Raw genomic sequence first — 17,285 nt, forward strand, 5'->3', positions numbered from 1 at the left:
CGGACCATGGTCTAGAGCATCCGCAGCCCTCACTACGCTTGAACCCGTGGCTGACATCGTGATTCCCGCTGACATCAAGCCCGCCGACGGCCGCTTCGGCTGCGGGCCCTCGAAGGTACGCCCCGAGCAGCTGGCCGCTCTCGCCGAGGCCGGGGCGAGCGTGATGGGCACGTCCCACCGCCAGAAGCCCGTGAAGAACCTGGTCGCCCGGGTGCGGGCGGGCCTCACCGACCTGTTCTCCCTGCCCGAGGGGTACGAGGTCGTGCTGGGCAACGGCGGCACGACGGCGTTCTGGGACATCGCCGCCTTCGGCCTGATCAGGAACAAGTCCCAGCACCTGCACTTCGGCGAGTTCTCCTCGAAGTTCGCGGCGGTCGCGGCCAAGGCGCCGTGGCTGGCCGAGCCGACCGTGATCAAGTCGGAGGCCGGCAGCCACCCGCAGGCCGTCGCCGAGGACGGGGTCGACGTCTACGGCCTCACCCACAACGAGACCTCGACGGGCGTCGCGATGCCGATCAAGCGCGTCGGCGGCGACGACTCGCTCGTGCTGGTCGACGCCACCAGCGGCGCGGGCGGCCTGCCCGTGTCGGCCGAGGAGTTCGACGTCTACTACTTCGCCCCGCAGAAGAGCTTCGCCTCCGACGGCGGCCTGTGGATCGGCCTGTTCTCGCCGAAGGCCCTGGCGCGGGTCGACGAGATCGCCGGCAGCGGGCGGTTCGTGCCCGAGTTCTTCAGCCTGCCCACGGCGATCGACAACTCGAAGAAGGACCAGACCTACAACACGCCCGCCGTGGCCACGCTGTTCCTGCTGGCCGACCAGCTCGACTGGATGAACGGCAACGGCGGCCTCGCCTGGACGACGGCCCGTTCGGCCGACTCGGCCTCCCGGCTCTACACCTGGGCCGAGAAGACCTCGTACACCACGCCGTTCGTGGCGGACCCGGCGCAGCGCTCCAACGTCGTCGGGACGATCGACTTCGCCGACTCCGTCGACGCCGCGGCGGTCGCGAAGGTCCTGCGGGCCAACGGCATCGTGGACACCGAGCCCTACCGCAAGCTCGGCCGCAACCAGCTCAGGATCGCGATGTTCCCGGCCGTCGACCCGGCCGACATCGAGGCCCTGACCGCGTGCGTCGACTACGTGGTGGAGCGCCTCTAACGGTCCGGGGCTCTAGCGGTCCTGCGGTTCTGGTGCCGCGTCAGGCCGCGTGGGCCTGAATGCGATTCGGCCAGGAGGAGTTGGTGGGCGTGCAGGCGATCCGTTGTTCGCCTCCGCCCACCCGCTCACCGATCCGCGCGGTCGTAGGCCTCCTGCGACGCTGACACGTCGCCGAGGTGCGCGATCGCCCATTCCTCCAGCGCGTGCAGCGGCTCGCGCAGGGTCCGGCCCGCCTCGGTGAGCGCGTACTCCACGCGGACCGGAACGTCGGGGTAGACGGTGCGTCGCACGATCCCGTCGCGTTCGAGCGCGCGGAGAGTCTGGGTGAGCATCTTCTGCGAGACGCCTTCGATGCGTCGGCGCAACTCTGAGAAGCGGACGTCGCCGTCCCAGAGGGCGCCCACGATGAGCACCGTCCAACGGTCGCCTATGCGATCCAGGATGTGGCGGGTCGGGCAGTCCGCGCGGTAGGGGCTGCCGCGGAGCACCGACTCAGCCTGGGTGGTTACCACAAGGTGCCTTCTTCCCATTGGAGAGCTGCGTTCATACAGTAAGCGCGAGCGTCGTCCGACGCCACCCGCCCTGGAGAAAGGCACCTCGTGTCTCGCATCACCGTCATCGGCGGCACCGGGTATGCCGGTTCGGCCATCGTCGCGGAGGCCGCCGCTCGCGGCCACCAGGTCACCGCGCTGAGCCGCTCGCTCCCCGACGCGCCGATCCCGAACGTGACCTATGTCCAAGGTGACGCCACCGACGCAGCAACGCTCTCGGCACCCATTGAGGGCGCGGACGTCGTAGTGGGCGCGCTCGCCCCACGCGGCCCGCTGGCCGGCGCCTTCCGCGACGTCTACGGCACGATCGCTCGTCTGGCCGATGCCGCAGGCGTACCCCTGTACGTCGTCGGCGGTTACTCGTCACTGCGTCCCGCGCGCGGGGCGGATCGCTTCGTCGCCGACCTCAGCCACGTCCCCGCGGAGCTCCACGACGAGATCCGCGCCGGGGCCGCGCTCGTCATCGAAGACCTCCCGGCCACGCCCGCGACGCTCGACTGGGTCTTTGTGAGCCCCGCGCTCAGGTTCGGCGCACATATGCCCGGCGAACGACTCGGCCGTTATCGGCTCGGCGACGACATCGCGGTCCAGCCCGAGGACGGCGGCGCGATCTCCGCCGCGGACTACGCCCTCGGGTTCGTCGACCTGATCGAGAAAGGCGACCACCACAGGGCACAGGTCAACCTCGGCCACTAGCTCCGGCGGCTCAGTAGGCGGCGCGGCGCCGGCGCAACAGCCAGGCGGCCACGATCCCGCCGATGAGACCGAACAGGTGGCCCTGCCAGGAGACACCCGGCTGCGTCGGCAGGGCCCCCCACAGGATCGAGTAGTAGAGCGCGGCGACCAGGACGCCGAGGACGATGTCGAGCGCCCGGCGGTCGAACAGACCACGGGCGACGACATAACCGAAATATCCGAAGACGAGGCCGCTCGCGCCGATTGTCAGGGTGCCCGGCGGGCTGGTGAACCAGACCCCAAGCCCGCTGATCAGGATGATCACAAGGCTCGCGCCCAGGAACCGGCCGATTCCCCGGATCGCCGCGAGAAAACCGAGGATCAGCAGCGGCACCGAGTTCGCCATCAGGTGGGCGAAGCCCGCGTGCAGGAACGGGGCGAAGACGATGCCGGGCAGGCCGTCCGGATCATGCGCGACGATCCCGAATCTGTCGAGCCTGCCGTTCTCGACGTAGTCGACGATCTCGACCGCCCACATCGCCGCCACCAGTAGGATCATCAGTATCGCGCTGCCCAGAGCACCGCTCAGCAGCTTCGCCGTACGATCTCTGGCCGACCGGCCGGGCGGGGGCGTCCCGGTCGCGGAATCACTCATGACTTCACCGTACGCAGTGTCGCTCACGATCGAGCGAACTGCCCAGAACGCCCGCCCGTACGCGCGGTGTGGAAGGGTGGATCTCCTCCCGCCCCGGAGCGAAGGCGGGGGGTGGGGTCACTCGCCCTTCCAGTTGGGCGCGCGCTTCTCGGCGAAGGCCGCGGCGCCCTCCATGGCGTCCTTCGAGGCGAAGATCGGGTTCACGATCTCGGCCTGCTTCCCGAACATCTCGTCGCGCCGCCAGTCGGCCGACTCGACGACGATGCGCTTGGTGGCCGCCAGGGCCAGCGGCGCGTTCGCCGCGATCACGCGGGCCAGTTCCAGCGCCCCGCCGAGCGCGCCGCCCGCCGGGGTGACCCGGTTGACCAGGCCCAGCTCGTGGAGCCGCGACGCCGGATAGTGGTCGCCGGTCAGCGCGATCTCCATCGCCACGTGATAGGGGATCCGCCGCGGCACCCGCATGACTCCCCCGGCGCCGGCCACCAGCCCGCGTCTGGGCTCGGGCAGGCCGAACTTCGCCTCCTCGGAGGCCACGACGATGTCACACGACAGGACCAGCTCGAAGCCTCCGGCCAGGGCGTAGCCCTCGACCGCCGCGATCAGCGGCTTGCGGGGCGGCGCCTCGACGAGGCCGCCGAACCCCCGGCCCTCGATCACGGGCAGGTCGCCCGCGAGGAAGCCCTTCAGGTCCATGCCGGCCGAGAACGTGCCGCCCGCGCCGGTCAGCACGATCACGGCCACGTCCCGGCGTCCGTCGAGGTCGTCCATCGCCGCGGCGATGCCGCGCGCCACGGCGCCGTTCACCGCGTTCCTGGACTTCGGCCGGTTGATGGTGACGACGCCGACCGCGCCGTCCACCTCAACGAGTACGTCTTCCGTCACCACAGCCTCGGACACCTGATCTCCCTTGTGATCACTTGGGCAGGAAGCGGATGCCGCCGTCGAAGCGGATGACCTCGCCGTTCATGTAGTCGTTCTCGATGAGCGAGCGCACGAGGTGCGCGAACTCCGCGGCCGTGCCGAGACGCTTGGGAAACGCCACCGGCTCGATCAGCTTGGCCTTGAACGCGTCGGCGTCCTTGTCGCCGATCTTGCCGTAGATCGGGGTGTCGATGATCCCCGGCGCGACGGTGAGTACGCGCACCCCGATGACCGCCAGGTCGCGGGCCGCGGGAAGGGTCATGCCGATGATGCCGCCCTTGGACGCGGAGTAGGCCACCTGGCCGATCTGCCCCTCGATACCGGCCACGGACGCGGTGTTGACGATCACGCCGCGGGCGCCGTCCTGGTCCACCGGCTCGGTCTTCGCCATGGCGGCGGCGCCGATGCGCATGAGATTGAACGTGCCGATCAGGTTGACGTCGATCACCTTGCGGTACGACGCGAGGTCGTGGGGCGAGCCGTCGCGGCCCACGGTCCGGGCGGCCCAGCCGATGCCGGCGCTGCTGATCACGGCGCGCAACGGCTTTCCGGTGGCGACCGCGGCGTCCACGGCCGCCTGCACCGAGCCCTCGTCGGCCACGTCCGTGTGCGCGAACACGCCGCCGATCTCGTCGGCGAGCGCCTTGCCGCGCTCGGCGTTCAGGTCGGCGACGACGACGGTGGCGCCGATCCGCGCCAGCTCCCTGGCCGTCGCCTCACCGAGGCCGCTGGCCCCGCCCGAGATGATTGCTGCTGCTCCGTTCAGATCCATAGCCGGACCCTAACGCGACAACCGAATGAAGTTCTACTCGGGATGACGCAAAATCGCGGTATCGACGTCCGGATAGATCTTGATGCGCCGGTCGAGCCCCGTCGTCTTCAGGATCCGGGCCACCGGGGGCTGCGGCGCGGCCAGGCAGACGGCGCCGCCCTGGCTGGCCGAGATCCGCCAGGCTTCGATCAGCACGCTCAGCCCGCTGGAGTCCATGAACGACAGGGCGGCCAGGTCGAGGACCAGCGACGGCCCGTCGTCCCTGATCGCGTCTCGCACCTCTTCGCGCAGGAACGGCGCGGTGAAGAGGTCGAGCTCGCCCTCGACGGCCACGACGACGGCGTTGGAGTGCGATTGGCGCGCGAGCCGCAGCTTCATCGGATGAACCTCCTCCGCAGGCCCACTTTACTTGGGGATCACGAAGGGTGAGCGGGCACGGCGAAGCCGTATGGCAGCTCCAGGCGATGCGCGGCCAGCAGATCGGCGTCGGCGAGGAGCTCACGGGTGGGCCCGTCGGCCGCGATCACACCCCCCGAGAGGATCAGTGACCGCTCGCACAGCTCCAGCGCGTACGGAAGGTCGTGCGTGACCATCAGGACGGTGACGTCCAGACCGGACAGGATGTCCGCCAGCTCCCGGCGCGAGGCGGGATCGAGGTTGGAGGACGGCTCGTCCAGCACCAGGATCTCGGGCTCCATGGCCAGCACGGTCGCCACCGCGACCCGCCGCCGCTGCCCGAACGACAGGTGGTGGGGCGGCCGGTCGAGCGCGCCGAGCATCCCGACCCGGCCGAGCGCGTCCCGCACCCGCCGGTCCAGCTCGTCGCCCCGTATTCCCAGGTTGGCCGGCCCGAACGCGACGTCCTCGCGGACCGTGGGCATGAAGAGCTGGTCGTCCGGATCCTGGAACACCAGCCCGACCCTGCGGCGGATCTCCCGCAACGTGTCCGCCCGCACGGGCAGGCCCGCCACCTCGACCGTCCCGTGTCCGGCCGTGAGGATGCCGTTCAGGTGCATGACCAGGGTGGTCTTGCCCGCGCCGTTCGGGCCGAGCAGGGCGACCCGCTCTCCTCTCGCGATCGTCAGGTCCACCCCGAACAGGGCCTGGGTGCCGTCCGGGTAGGCGTACGCGAGCCCGCGCACGGCGAGCGAGGGACTGGTGACGGTCATGCGAGGCTCCACGACAGGACGGCCGTGGCCGCGGCCAGGACGGGCAGGAGAACGGCCAACCCCCAGTCTCGCCTAGACGCCGACAAATCCCGAATTATCGGCATCTCGCCCGCGTAGCCGCGGCTCAGCATCGCGAGATGGACCCGCTCTCCCCGTTCGTACGCACGGATGAACAGGGCGCCGGCCGACTTGGCCAGCACCGGGGCCTGACGCAGGTCTCTGGCCACGAACCCGCGAGACTCGCGCGCGATCCGCATCCGGCGCATCTGATCCAGGATCACGTCCATGTAGCGCAGCATGAACGTCGCGATCTGCACGAGCAGCCGGGGCAGTCGCAGCCGCTCGGCTCCGAGCAGCAGCGTCCGGGGCTCCGTGGTCGCCGCCAGCAGGATCGAGGCCGCGACTCCCAGGGTGGCCTTGGCCAGGATGTTCCAGGCGGCCCACAGGCCGGGCACGCTGAGCGGCACCCCGAGCACCGCCACCCGCTCCCCCGTGCCGACCAGCGGAATGACGACGGCGAAGAGCACGAACGGCACCTCGATCACCATGCGCCGCAGTACGAAACCCGCGGGCACCCGGGCGGCGGCGGCCACGGCCGCCAGGAGCACGGCGTAAACGGCGAACGCCCAGAGCCGATCGCGTGGCGTGGCCACGACGGCGACGGCGAACGCCGCCACGGCGAGCAGCTTGCACTGCGGCGGGAGCCGGTGGACGGGCGAATCCCCCGCCCGGTAGAGCTGGTGGTGGTGACCCGCGCTCACTGGTGCACCGTCCTCTTGTCGGCCCTCTTGTCGGCGATCGAAAGACTCATCGGCGGCGTCAGTCCCACGTCGCGCCGGTCACACCCGGATCCCGCGGCGGGCCACAGGGGTCACACGGGTCAGACGGCGGGTCACGCGACGGCCCTGTCGTCCCTGCGGCGGCGCCGTACGACGTAGAAGACACCACCACCGGCCAGGACGGTCAGCCCGACGCCCGCGACGCCGGCGAGCCCGCCGGACAGGCGCTCGTCACTCACGCCCTTGACGCTGTAGCCGGCGAGCGGCCCGTTCTCCAGCGGCTGCGCCTTCTCGTTGGCGTTGAAGCCCTTGTCCTGCGCCACCTTGTTCAGCCCGTCGGGGGCGCTGGACGCGTAGAACGAGACCACCCCGGCCAGCAGCAGCGCGACCAGCCCGCCGCCCACGAGGATCGGGCGCGGCCCCCGTCCACGGTTCCGGGCGGGCGCGGGCTCCTGGGCCGCGACCGTGACCTCGCCGACCGCGGTCCGCAGCACCAGCGGCGCCGCCAGGCCGCGCGCGCCGTACACCAGGTCGGGACGTACGGCCAGAACGCTGCTCACGGTCAGCGCGGTGATGAGGCCCTCGCCCAGCCCGATCAGCAGGTGGACGCCGCCCATCGCGAGGGCGACACTGGAGACCTCGATGGGCGCGGTGCCGCCGAGCCAGAACAGCGCCGTGAAGCACAGCGCCGCCGCGGGCACCGAGATCAGTGCCGCCGCGAACGACGCGCCGACGATCACGCCCCTGCGGCGCGGGCCCCACCGCGTCACCAGCCGGAACACCGCCCACCCGACGATCGTGGTCACGACGGCCATGAGCGTGATGTTGACGCCGAGCGCGGTCAGGCCGCCGTCGGCGAAGAAGAACGCCTGCACGAGCAGTACGACCGCCACGCACAGGACGGCCGTGTATGGTCCGACGAGTATCGCTGCCAGCGCCCCTCCGAGCAGGTGGCCGCTGGTCCCGGCCGCGACCGGGAAGTTGAGCATCTGGACGGCGAAGATGAAGGCCGCCACCAGGCCGGCCATCGGCGCCGTCCGGTCGTCCAGTTCGCGCCGGGCACCGCGCAGGCAGACCGACAGCGCTCCTGTGGCGAGGACACCGGCCCCCACCGACACGGGTACGTCGAAGAACCCATCGGGTACGTGCACGGCTTGCCCCTCGAGCTCGGTAGATCTGCTTCCACTGTAGGACACGGAGTTGCTATTGCAAATCATTCGCAACTATGGCGCGGAGCACACCGGCATCGGCCATCGAGGGCTTGCGGGCTTGCCGGGCCGGATCGGGCGGTTCGAGATCTGGGCGGTATCAGCGACGGCGCAGGGCGCGCAGCGTGCGCCGCATGAGGGTGAGGGGCGTCGCCGGGCGCACCGAGACGCTCAGCTTCCGATTTACGGCGGTCGCGTACGGCCGGGCGGTCCAGCGCACGGGACCGCGCCACCAGCGCAGCGGCCGTTCGAGGAGGTCGGGGCCGCCGACCTTGACGGCGAGGCGCACCGGCGGGCCGCCGAGACCGAGCTCCACGTAGGCGTCCCAGGTGCCGGGCCGGAGCCCGCCGGACTCAGCCGCGAACGACTGCGGCCCGGTCACCTCGACCGTCTCACGCCGCTCCTGTCCCGACGACCGTTCCCGCCAGACCAGGTGCCGTACGGCGGCGGCGGCCGGGGCCTTGGCGACCCGCACCTCGCCCTCGATCCGGAGCCGACGCCGCCGCCACTCGGTGCGGGTGAGCCGGGCCGCCCCGGCCACCCGGACCACGTGCCCGCCGACGTCGACGCTGAGCCGGCCGTCCGAGCCGGTGAGAAAGGGCACGATGACGACCCCTCCGGCGAGCCGCGGAGCGGGGGCCCGTACGGCGGCGTCGCGCACCGGGCCCAGCCGTACCGCCCGGCGCGCGCCCTCGCACTCGACCACGCCGTGCACGTCCCAGACGCCCGGCGGAAGCGACACGACGTCGACGGCGGCGCTGACCAGGTCGGCCACCCGCGTCACCGGCGGTCGCCGTTCCTCCCCTGTGGTGCGCTCCCGCAGCAGCAGACCGGGCTCGCCGCGCAGGCCGGCGAGGCGCACCTGGGCGGCGACGGCCAGCCGGTCGCCGTCCCATTCGAGCCCCGTCAGGCGGTGACATAGCGCGGCCGCCTCCACCCTGGCGAGCCGGACAAGCCGGTCCGGGTCGTCGAGGGCGGCCACCCGGGCGGTCTCGGAGTCGTCGAGGCTCACCCGCACACCGGCGGTGAGCCACTGCGCGCAGATGTCGGCGACCTCGACGGCGATCTTCTCCCGGTCTCCCTCTCCGGCGGCGAGGAACGGAGCGCCGAGCTGGGTCAGCACGTCCCGGCGGAAATGGCGCAGGAGCAGGCGGTCACGCAGGGGCCCCGGGGGCACGTGCCGGCTCATCAGCTCGATGGGCAGGCGGACGGCGCGCAGCCAGGCGAGCGGATCGCGCCCGCCCGGATCGCCGGGAAGCACGTCGCGATCTCCGCGACCGCCGACGTGGTAGCAATCATGGTCGGCGACGATCGACACCGCCCCGGCGTGGCAGTACGCGTGGACGGCGAAGAGCAGGTCGGCCCCGGTCCGCAGGGTCTCGTCGAACCGGATCCCGTGCCGCGTCAGCGTCTCGCGGCGGAACAGCTTGAAGCAGGTCAGATCCTCGTACGCGGGCCCGTCGCCTAAGGCGAGGTGGTCGGCGTTCTCCCCGTACACCGTGTCAGGGCCACCGCGGGGATCGCCGACGATCTTGCCGAGGACGACGTCGGCGCCGGTCCGGTCAGCGGTCGCGACCATCCGGCGCAGCGCGTCGGGCCCCAGATGGCCGTCGGCGTCGCAGAAGAAGACATACCTGCCGGTCGCCGCGGCCAGCCCCCGGTTTCTCGCCCCTCCGGCGGTGCCGGGCTGCGGTTGACGGATCACTGTGATCGACCGGGGGTGATGCGCCGCGTAGAGGTCGAGGAGGGCGGCGCCGCCGTCCCATGAGCCCCCGTCCACGACGATGATCTGCTTGCTCACCCCCTGGACGAGAAGTGACGTGAGGCAGCGGTCGAGGTGCGCGCGGCAGTTGTACGCCGGCACGACGACGCTGACGTCAATCCCCCGATGACTCCCCGTGTTCATCGCGAATCATTATGTGACCCCGGGCCGGTGGCGAGGCGTTTCCGCCGCGCGACCCGCCGGAGCGCACACGACGGGTGGGTCAACCCATCCCACGGGTCGGCCGTCTTCACATCTGTCCCGTCAGTCCCCGCCCCCCGGGAGTCGCCGTGCGATCCTCGTCGTTCGCCCTTGCCCTGACCGTCGGCCTGCTCACCGTTCCGCTCTCGACCGGCACAGCAACCGCGGGCACAGCGTCCGCCGGCTCGGCCATGACCGATTCGGCGGCGAGTTGCTATCGCCAGGTGGGAGACCATTGGGAGTGCGTGACCCCGGGCGCCTTCTGCCCCGCCGCCGCGCACGGCCGCTATGGGCACTCCCAGGACGGCGACACGTACCGGTGCGTGCAGGACGGCTCCTACTGGCGGTGGAAGCCCGCCGCCGCGGCCGCGCCGCCGGCCACCCACACCGCCGCGAAGTGTTCCCGCCGCTTCCTGCCCCTTCCCGACCCGAAGTGCCAGCCGGGCGCCCGCAACCCCGCCGTCACCCAGGCGACGATCAAGAAGACCATCTGCACGTCCGGGTACACCGCCAGGGTGCGGCCCGCCGCGTCGTACACCAAGGCGATGTTGGTCAAGCAGCTCGCCGAGTACGGCTACCCGGACCGCCGGACGTCCCGCTACGAGGAGGACTTCCTCATCCCGCTGCTGCTCGGCGGCGCTCCCAAGAGCACGAAGAACCTGTGGCCCGAGCCCCGCTACAAGGCGGGCGGCATGACGGCCGCGAACAAGAACGCGGTGGAGCTCAAGCTCTACCGGGCGGTCTGCTCCGGCAAGGTACGGCTCGCCGCCGCGCAGAAGGCCATCGCGAAGGACTGGCGGACCGCCCCGGCCGTGGTCGGACTCACCTGACGATCGACTACCTGCCAAAGGGCCGGGTGACGGGGACCGCCGGAATTGTTCCAGTGGCCCCGTCGTTCGGGCTACTGCTCACGCCGGAGAGAAAGAGGCAGGGATGTCGGAACCCCTTGAGTTCGCGATCGACACGTTCGGGGACGTCACCGTCGGCGCGGACGGCACCCGGCTGCCGTACCCACAGGTGATCAGGAACGTCGTCGAGGAAGCCGTGGTCGCCGAGAGCGTGGGCATCGACGCCATCGGCATCGGGGAGCACCACCGCGACGACTTCGCCGTCTCCGCGCCGGAGATCGTGCTCGCCGCGATCGCCGGACGGACCGAGCGGATCCGTCTCGGCACGGCCGTCACCGTGCTCAGCTCCGACGACCCGGTACGCGTGTTCGAGAGGTTCGCCACCCTCGACGCCGTGTCACGGGGACGCGCGGAGATCATTCTCGGCCGTGGCTCGTTCACCGAGTCGTTCCCGCTCTTCGGGTACGACCTCGCGCAGTACGAGGAGTTGTTCGAGGAGAAGCTCGACCTGCTCTCTCACCTGCTGGACGAGGGACCGGTCACCTGGCAGGGCCGGCTCCGCCCGGGGCTGAAGGACCAGCAGGTCTATCCGAAGACCGAGTCGGGCCGGCTGCGCACCTGGATCGGCGTGGGCGGCAGCCCGCAGTCGGTCGTGCGCGCGGCGAGCTACCGCATGCCGTTGATGCTCGCGATCATCGGCGGGGCGCCCGAGCGTTTCGCGCCGTACGTCGAGCTGTACCACCGGGCGCTCGACCAGCTCGGCGTCGAGCGGCTGCCCGTCGGGGTCCACTCGCCGGGCTACCTCGCGGAGACCGACCAGCAGGCGCGCGACGAGCTGTGGCCGCACTACCGGGCGACGCACGACCGCATCGGCCGCGAACGCGGCTGGGGCCCCACCACCCGCGCCAGGTTCGAGGCCGAGGCCGACGAGGGCGCGCTCTACGTCGGCTCCCCCGAGACGGTCGCCCAGAAGATCGCGAAAACGGTACGCGCACTCGGCGTCGCCCGGTTCACGCTCAAGTACAGCTCGGGCACATTGCCCCACGACAACCTCGTGAACACGATCCGCCTGTACGGCGAGGAGGTCGTGCCCCGCGTGCGGCGGTCGCTGGCCGAGACCCCGGCGCCGGCCACCGCGGGCTGACCCGCCTTCTCCGGGGATCGCGGCCGGCCACGCCGTCACGGACTCCCGTCACGCGGCACCGTCACGCGGCTCAGTCACGCGTGGCGGCGGCCGCACCCGGCGCAGGAAGCGCAGGATCGCGGCTCCCGACAGGTAGGCGATCAGCCCGGCCGTCGGCAGCCCGAACGGGACCGGGGCGGTGCTCGGCAGCAGGCTGTTGTCGAACAGGCCGAAGGCGATGCCGGCGAAGGCGGCCAGCGCGAACGCCAGGCGCGTCGGCCCCGACCGAATTGCGGGCCTGCCCGCGCCGCGGATCTCGATCGGCCCGAAGACCGCCACCAGCGGGATCAGGACGGCACCGAACATGATCAGAAACGGGATCCGCCAGGCCAGCCAGGCAGGCGTGCCGACTTCCGGAGTGGGCAGGGCCCCCGCGACGTGCAGGGCTCCCACGAGCAGGGCTGCGGCGGTGATGTGCCAGAGGAATATCGTCAGGATCACCGAGTTGAGCGCGACCACGACCGTCCACGGCCGTCGTCGCCGCAGCCATCGGTCCGCGCGGTCGCGCACCAGCAGTGCCGCGCCGAGTTGTGTGGTGGCGACCGCCAGCAGCGCGAGGCTCGGCGGTGACATGTTGTGCAGCCGCTCCCCCGGGACGTTGATCATGCTGATCGGATAGGGACCGACCAGGGTGAGGAGCGCCAACGCGCCGAATCCGGTGACGATCAGCGGGATCGCCACCCGGGGACGGGCCGGCAGCCGTCCGTCGCGCCAGGCGAACCCCATCTGGTGGACGGCCAGCCAGCCGAACAGGAAGTTGCCGTATCCCCACCAGTCCTCGCCCAGCAGCCTGCCCAGATCACCGGCGCCGACGAGTGCGGCCAGCACGGCCGGGACGACCAGGCCGTACCGCCGGTGCAGCGCGTACATCGGCGGGGTGAGCACGACCACCAGGACATAGACCACGAGGAACCACAGCGGGATCGTGGAGAACCACACCACGAGACGGATCCTCGACGGGTCGGCGCCCAGCAGGCGTGCGGCGAGCGCTCCGCCGGCCATGACCACGACCAGGGCGGTGGTCGGCCTGATCAGGCGCCCGCCCCTGTTGATCAGCCACGCGGTGGCGTTCCCGCCTCGGCGGCGCTCGGAGTCCAGCGACACCGCGTTGGCGTATCCGCCCACGAAGAAGAACACCGGCATGACCTGCACCACCCAGGTGAGCGGCTGGGCCCACGGGAGGTCGGGCAGCGCCGAGCGGGCGAACAGCTCTCCTCGCCTGTCGTAGCCGACGACGGACGCGAGCCAGTGGCCGAGCACCACCGCCACGATGGAGACCGCTCTGAGCAGGTCGACGAACCGCTCCCGCGACGGCGGGGTCCGCTCCGCGAGCCGCCGCACGCCCCGCCACAGGCCGCCTGCGCCGCCTGGCGGGGTCATCCGTGGGCCGGTGCCACGCCGGAGAACGCGCGGCGGCAGTGCGCGACCAGTTCCCGCGCCGCCGGGCCGTACGCGGCCCGCCAGACGAGGGCGAGCAGAGCGGGCGTTTCCACGTCGTCGATCGTGCGGGCGACGAGCCGGTCGCGATGACGCTCGGCCAGCGACTCGCTGAGCACGGCGACGGCCAGTCCCCGGGCGGCGAGGTCGGCGATGGCGTCGGCCGCGCTGGCCTCGAGCGCGACCGCCGGCCGCACGTCCCGGGCCGCGCACGCCTGGTCGAACACCGTACGGATGCCGGTGCCGGCGGGCATGCAGACGACGGGGTGGTCTTCCAGGTCCCGCAGGACGACCCGGTCGCGTCCCGCCAGGGGATGCGCGGGCGGGACCGCCGCGACCAGCCGCTCGCTGACGATGGTCAGGCCCTCCAGCCCCTCGGGGATGCCGGCCGCCGTCCCGATCAGGGCCAGGTCGGTCGTCCCCTCGCGCACCCGCTCGACGAGCCGGTCGGAGTCGCTTTCCAGCAGCGAGATCTCGACGCCGGGATGGGCCCGGTGGAACGCGGCGAGGGCGTCGAACAGCGGCGTGATGGTGCAGCCGGTGACCATGCCGACGGTGAGCCGGCCCCGGATCAGGTCGGTCACCTCGCCCACCGCCTGGCCGACCGCCGTCGCGGCGGCGAGAACGGCCCGGGCGTGTTCGAGCGCGGCCTTGCCCGCCACGGTGAGCCGGACCGTCCGCCCGGACCGGTCGAACAGTTCGGCGCCGAGTTCGCGCTCCAGCTGGCGGATCTGGGCGCTCACGCCCGACTGGCTGATGTGCACGCGCTCCGCCGCGCGGGTGAAGTTCCGCTCCTCCGCGACCGCGACGAAATACTCCAGCTGCCGCAGCTCCATAACCGGTGATTCTAGCTTCTGACCTGCCGATCTCCCCGGCTCATCGTCCGGCCGTACGCCGGGCCCGATAGCAGTACGTGACGTAGGGCAGCTCGAACCGGGTCTTTCCGGCGAGCGCGGGGTGCCGGGCGACCAGGTCGCGCACCTCCGCCAGGAGGGCCGTGCGTTCCGGGTCCGGCAGCGTGATCACGTAGCTCCGGGAGGCCACGAGGTCGACCAGTTCCTCCGCGCCGAGCTCGTGCCGCCATTCCACGACGTGCGTCTCGACCGGAAGGAAGAGATCGGGCCGGTCCGCGAGGGCCGCGACCCCGACGCCGTTCGTCGGCGCGTCGCCCAGCGGATGCAGCAGCCGGCCGAGCCGGGCCGTCCAGTCCTCCCGCTCGTCACGCATGTTCCACACGAGCCCGAGTACGCCGCCGGGGGCCAGCACCCGCGCCACCTCGGGAACCGCCCGCGCGGTGTCCACCCAGTGCCACGCCTGGGCGACCAGGACGGCGTCCGCCGCGCCGGTGGGCAGCGGGATCGACTCGGCGCTCCCCGCGAGCACCCGCACTCCCGGCACGGCCGCGACCAGCTGTTCCCGCATGCCGCCCGAAGGCTCCACCGCCGTGACGTCGAGCCCTCGGACCGACAGTTGCCGCGTCAGCTTGCCGGTGCCCGCCCCCAGATCGATCACCCGGCGCCCGGTATCGGCGAGCAACCAGTCCACCGCCTCAGGCGGATACGGCGGTCGCCCCCGTTCGTACGCCGCCGCGGCGGCGCCGAACGACGCGGCCTGGCGTGCCCTGTCCCCCATGAACGGCCACCCTACCGAGCCGGAATCCGGCCGCGTTTTCGTGCTGACCGGAAAGGGAAAGTGCCAGGCGGAAAGGGTCAGGCGGGCGGGCAACGGCCCGCGACTGATCGTTCGAGACCGCACACGGGCGACGGCGGCCCGCAGTAGGCGCCGCACGGCAGGTAACGGCATGGGGGTGCCACGGTGAGCGGCGTCGTCGACGCGCTGATAGGCGACTGGCACCGCGCCGTGTACGCGGCGGTCAAGGCCGTGGCCCTGTTCCTGACCGCCGCGGTGGCCTTCCGGATCAGTGAGCGCCGCACGATGGCGGAGTTCGCCCCGTTCGACTGGGTCGCCGCCGTCGCGGTGGGCGCCCTCGTCGGACGTACGGCGACCGCGACCGACGCCTCCTACCTGACCGGGGCGGCCGCGCTGGTGGCCCTGCTCGCCACGCACGCGGTGGTCACCCGGCTGCGCCTCCTGCCGGGGGTCCAGCGGCTGATCGACCCGCCCCTGCGGATCCTGATCCGGGACGGCCGGGTCAACCGGCGCAACCTGCGCCGTGCCGGCCTGACGGAGGGCGATCTCCACTCCGTGCTCCGCGGGCACGGGCATCTCGGCCCCGCGGACGTTCACCTGGCGATCTTCGAGTCCAAGGGCGTCGTCACGGTCCTGCCCCGGCCGCCGGCGAGTTCATGAGCCATCGCCTGCACGTCCGGGCCCGGCGTTATTCGCCGTCGGACCGCACGATCACCCCGAGCACGCCGTTGAACGCCTCCGTCGACGTCGGGTGGGTGTAGACGGCGTCGCGGAGCTCGGCCGCCGTGACGCCGTGCCGTATGGCGAGAGCGACGGTGTTGACGAGCTCCTGTGCGTCGATGCTCAGCAGGGTGGCACCGAGGATCTGGTCCGACTCGGCGTCGATCACGAACTTCATCAGTCCCCGGGTGTCCTCCACGATGTACGAACGCGGCATGGCCGTGATGTCGGCGACGGCCTGCATCGCGATCTTCACCCGGTGTCCCGCCTCCCGCGCCTCCTTCTCGGTGAGCCCGACGGCCGCGAGCGGCGGGGTGATGAAGAGGGTGCGCGGGATCGCGACGCGGTCGGCCGTGGAGCGGCTGCCGTCGCCGGCCAGCTGGTCGAGGACGATACGGCCGTCGTCGAGCGAGAGATAGGTGTGCTGCGGCCCGCCGCGTACGTCACCCAACGCGTAGATGTGCGGCTGGCTCGTCCGCAGGTGCTCGTCGACCTCGACCGCACCCCGAGGTGTGGTGCGGACGCCCGCCGCCTCCAGCCCCAGATCCTGGATCACGGGCGCGCGTCCGCTCGCCGCGAGGATGGTGTCGGCGTCGACGGTGTGCTCGTCGCCGTCCTTCTCGTAGACGATGGTCGCCTCGTTCTCGCCGTCGCGGACCTCCTTGATCTGGGCACCGGTGATGATCTCGACGCCCTCGTCCTCCAGGATCGCGATCGCGGCCGCGACGGCGTCGTCGTCCTCGTGGCCGAGGATCCGCCGCGTCCGCTCGAACAGGGTGACCCGGGAGCCGAACCTGCGGTAGATCGAGGCGAACTCGATGCCCAGATATCCAGCGCCGACGATCGCGAGGCGTTCGGGCAGGGTCGTGGTCTGGATCAGCTCGGTGCTGATCACCGTGCGCTTGCTGTCCCGCAGGCCGGGGATGTCGGGGACGATCGGGCGGGCCCCCGTGTTGATCAGGATCGTGTCCGCGGTGACCCTGAGGCTGTCGCCGACCACCATGTCGGCGACGTCGCCCGCGTCGGCGAGCTCACCGGAGAGATCGATGTCGACGGTGTGCGGGCCGGCGAACACCGCGTGACCGGTGACGACCGTCACCGTGTCGGCGCCGTTCATGGAGGCGAAGTTGCCGGCCCGGAATTTCGCGCTGAGCGCCTGCACCTCCCCGACCGCGCCTTCGTACCACTCCTGCGGCGGATCGCCGGGCCGTCTTCCCTGCGCGTGGTGGACGAGCGCCTTCGTCGGCACGCAGCCGATGTTGGGACAGGTGCCGCCGTACATGTGCGCCGACTCTTCGACCAGAACCACGCGCCTGCCGAGACGGCCCATGTGCGCGGCCACGAGTGAGCCGCCCTTGCCGAAGCCGATGACGAGCAGGTCCGCGTGGAGGCCGGTCTGTGTGGTGGTGTCCATGGTGTCGATCTCCGATGTCTGGGATCGAGTGTGGTCCGACCTGGACGGGAGCCCTCGGGGCGTCCGCGTCATCTTCCACGGTACGACGGAGCCATGTCGGGGAGCCGGCCGCCGCCGGTCCCCTCCGCAATCTGCTCACAAATGGTGTTAGCGTGGGTCAAACGGCGAGAAAAGCGAGGCG

The 17,285-nt window shown here is 71.6% G+C and carries 18 protein-coding genes; 5 read left to right on the top strand and 13 right to left on the bottom strand.

Features of this window, described 5'->3' with window-relative positions:
• Positions 1-46 precede the first annotated feature (46 nt).
• Complete coding sequence (gene serC, locus JOL79_RS13945; RefSeq protein WP_210156197.1) at positions 47-1,159, top strand: phosphoserine transaminase; 1,113 nt, start codon at positions 47-49, stop codon at positions 1,157-1,159.
• A 125-nt stretch (positions 1,160-1,284) separates the two neighbouring features.
• On the opposite strand, the gene JOL79_RS13950 is transcribed toward serC, so the two are convergent.
• On the bottom strand, positions 1,285-1,671 hold the full coding sequence (locus JOL79_RS13950; RefSeq protein WP_307848518.1) for a winged helix-turn-helix transcriptional regulator: 387 nt from the start codon (positions 1,669-1,671) through the stop codon (positions 1,285-1,287).
• 87 nt (positions 1,672-1,758) lie between these two features.
• Between JOL79_RS13950 and JOL79_RS13955 the strand changes: the two genes are divergently transcribed.
• Complete coding sequence (locus tag JOL79_RS13955) at positions 1,759-2,406, top strand: NAD(P)-dependent oxidoreductase (RefSeq protein ID WP_210156199.1); 648 nt, start codon at positions 1,759-1,761, stop codon at positions 2,404-2,406.
• 10 nt (positions 2,407-2,416) lie between these two features.
• On the opposite strand, the gene JOL79_RS13960 is transcribed toward JOL79_RS13955, so the two are convergent.
• From JOL79_RS13960 to JOL79_RS13995, 8 genes are all read right to left on the bottom strand, one after another.
• Entirely contained in the window at positions 2,417-3,040 is a 624-nt protein-coding gene (locus JOL79_RS13960) for a rhomboid family intramembrane serine protease (RefSeq protein ID WP_210156200.1), read from the bottom strand.
• A gap of 117 nt (positions 3,041-3,157) precedes the next feature.
• Positions 3,158-3,922, bottom strand: coding sequence for a crotonase/enoyl-CoA hydratase family protein (locus JOL79_RS13965; protein ID WP_210156352.1), 765 nt, complete (start codon positions 3,920-3,922; stop codon positions 3,158-3,160).
• A 31-nt stretch (positions 3,923-3,953) separates the two neighbouring features.
• Positions 3,954-4,733, bottom strand: a complete 780-nt coding sequence (locus tag JOL79_RS13970) for an SDR family NAD(P)-dependent oxidoreductase (RefSeq protein ID WP_210156201.1) — start codon at positions 4,731-4,733, stop codon at positions 3,954-3,956.
• A gap of 33 nt (positions 4,734-4,766) precedes the next feature.
• The gene (locus JOL79_RS13975; protein WP_210156202.1) at positions 4,767-5,111 is read right to left on the bottom strand and encodes an STAS domain-containing protein; all 345 of its coding nucleotides are present in this window, start codon (positions 5,109-5,111) and stop codon (positions 4,767-4,769) included.
• A 38-nt stretch (positions 5,112-5,149) separates the two neighbouring features.
• A complete protein-coding gene (locus tag JOL79_RS13980; protein WP_210156203.1) occupies positions 5,150-5,902 on the bottom strand; it encodes an energy-coupling factor ABC transporter ATP-binding protein in 753 nt (250 codons plus the stop codon).
• Positions 5,899-6,663, bottom strand: coding sequence for a cobalt ECF transporter T component CbiQ (gene cbiQ, locus JOL79_RS13985; RefSeq protein WP_210156204.1), 765 nt, complete (start codon positions 6,661-6,663; stop codon positions 5,899-5,901). The genes JOL79_RS13980 and cbiQ overlap by 4 nt, the downstream gene beginning before the upstream one ends.
• A 131-nt stretch (positions 6,664-6,794) precedes the next feature.
• Entirely contained in the window at positions 6,795-7,832 is a 1,038-nt protein-coding gene (locus tag JOL79_RS13990) for an energy-coupling factor ABC transporter permease (RefSeq protein WP_210156205.1), read from the bottom strand.
• Between the two features lie 157 nt (positions 7,833-7,989).
• Complete coding sequence (locus JOL79_RS13995) at positions 7,990-9,795, bottom strand: glycosyltransferase family 2 protein (RefSeq protein ID WP_210156206.1); 1,806 nt, start codon at positions 9,793-9,795, stop codon at positions 7,990-7,992.
• 146 nt (positions 9,796-9,941) lie between these two features.
• On the opposite strand from JOL79_RS13995, the gene JOL79_RS14000 reads away from it, so the two are divergent.
• Entirely contained in the window at positions 9,942-10,682 is a 741-nt protein-coding gene (locus tag JOL79_RS14000; protein WP_210156207.1) for a hypothetical protein, read from the top strand.
• 103 nt (positions 10,683-10,785) lie between these two features.
• The gene (locus JOL79_RS14005; protein WP_210156208.1) at positions 10,786-11,844 is read left to right on the top strand and encodes an LLM class flavin-dependent oxidoreductase; all 1,059 of its coding nucleotides are present in this window, start codon (positions 10,786-10,788) and stop codon (positions 11,842-11,844) included.
• 48 nt (positions 11,845-11,892) lie between these two features.
• Here JOL79_RS14005 and JOL79_RS14010 read toward each other — a convergent pair whose 3' ends face one another.
• The 3 genes from JOL79_RS14010 to JOL79_RS14020 are packed head-to-tail and all read right to left on the bottom strand — an operon-like array spanning position 11,893 to position 14,952.
• Positions 11,893-13,263, bottom strand: coding sequence for an acyltransferase family protein (locus JOL79_RS14010; RefSeq protein WP_210156209.1), 1,371 nt, complete (start codon positions 13,261-13,263; stop codon positions 11,893-11,895).
• A complete protein-coding gene (locus tag JOL79_RS14015) occupies positions 13,260-14,156 on the bottom strand; it encodes a LysR family transcriptional regulator (protein ID WP_210156210.1) in 897 nt (298 codons plus the stop codon). Before JOL79_RS14015 ends, JOL79_RS14010 begins: the two co-directional genes overlap by 4 nt.
• A gap of 40 nt (positions 14,157-14,196) precedes the next feature.
• Complete coding sequence (locus JOL79_RS14020) at positions 14,197-14,952, bottom strand: class I SAM-dependent methyltransferase (RefSeq protein WP_210156211.1); 756 nt, start codon at positions 14,950-14,952, stop codon at positions 14,197-14,199.
• A 183-nt stretch (positions 14,953-15,135) separates the two neighbouring features.
• On the opposite strand from JOL79_RS14020, the gene JOL79_RS14025 reads away from it, so the two are divergent.
• Positions 15,136-15,630, top strand: coding sequence for a YetF domain-containing protein (locus JOL79_RS14025; RefSeq protein ID WP_210156212.1), 495 nt, complete (start codon positions 15,136-15,138; stop codon positions 15,628-15,630).
• 28 nt (positions 15,631-15,658) lie between these two features.
• Here JOL79_RS14025 and JOL79_RS14030 read toward each other — a convergent pair whose 3' ends face one another.
• Positions 15,659-17,104: a dihydrolipoyl dehydrogenase family protein gene (locus JOL79_RS14030; protein WP_210156213.1), complete on the bottom strand. Its 1,446-nt coding sequence runs from the start codon at positions 17,102-17,104 to the stop codon at positions 15,659-15,661.
• Positions 17,105-17,285: the final 181 nt, after the last annotated feature.

The organism is Microbispora oryzae, from assembly GCF_017896165.1.
In the GTDB taxonomy this organism is placed as follows: Bacteria; Actinomycetota; Actinomycetes; order Streptosporangiales; family Streptosporangiaceae; genus Microbispora; species Microbispora oryzae.

Excerpts from the sequence above, each read along its gene's own strand:
- JOL79_RS13960 (WP_210156200.1), bottom strand. The coding sequence starts at position 3,040 with ATGAGTGATTCCGCGACCGGGACGCCCCCGCCCGGCCGGTCGGCCAGA.
- JOL79_RS13970 (WP_210156201.1), bottom strand. The coding sequence starts at position 4,733 with ATGGATCTGAACGGAGCAGCAGCAATCATCTCGGGCGGGGCCAGCGGC.
- JOL79_RS13975 (WP_210156202.1), bottom strand. The coding sequence starts at position 5,111 with ATGAAGCTGCGGCTCGCGCGCCAATCGCACTCCAACGCCGTCGTCGTG.
- JOL79_RS13980 (WP_210156203.1), bottom strand. The coding sequence starts at position 5,902 with ATGACCGTCACCAGTCCCTCGCTCGCCGTGCGCGGGCTCGCGTACGCC.
- JOL79_RS13995 (WP_210156206.1), bottom strand. The coding sequence starts at position 9,795 with ATGAACACGGGGAGTCATCGGGGGATTGACGTCAGCGTCGTCGTGCCG.
- JOL79_RS14005 (WP_210156208.1), top strand. The coding sequence starts at position 10,786 with ATGTCGGAACCCCTTGAGTTCGCGATCGACACGTTCGGGGACGTCACC.
- JOL79_RS14010 (WP_210156209.1), bottom strand. The coding sequence starts at position 13,263 with ATGACCCCGCCAGGCGGCGCAGGCGGCCTGTGGCGGGGCGTGCGGCGG.
- JOL79_RS14015 (WP_210156210.1), bottom strand. The coding sequence starts at position 14,156 with ATGGAGCTGCGGCAGCTGGAGTATTTCGTCGCGGTCGCGGAGGAGCGG.
- JOL79_RS14020 (WP_210156211.1), bottom strand. The coding sequence starts at position 14,952 with ATGGGGGACAGGGCACGCCAGGCCGCGTCGTTCGGCGCCGCCGCGGCG.
- JOL79_RS14030 (WP_210156213.1), bottom strand. The coding sequence starts at position 17,104 with ATGGACACCACCACACAGACCGGCCTCCACGCGGACCTGCTCGTCATC.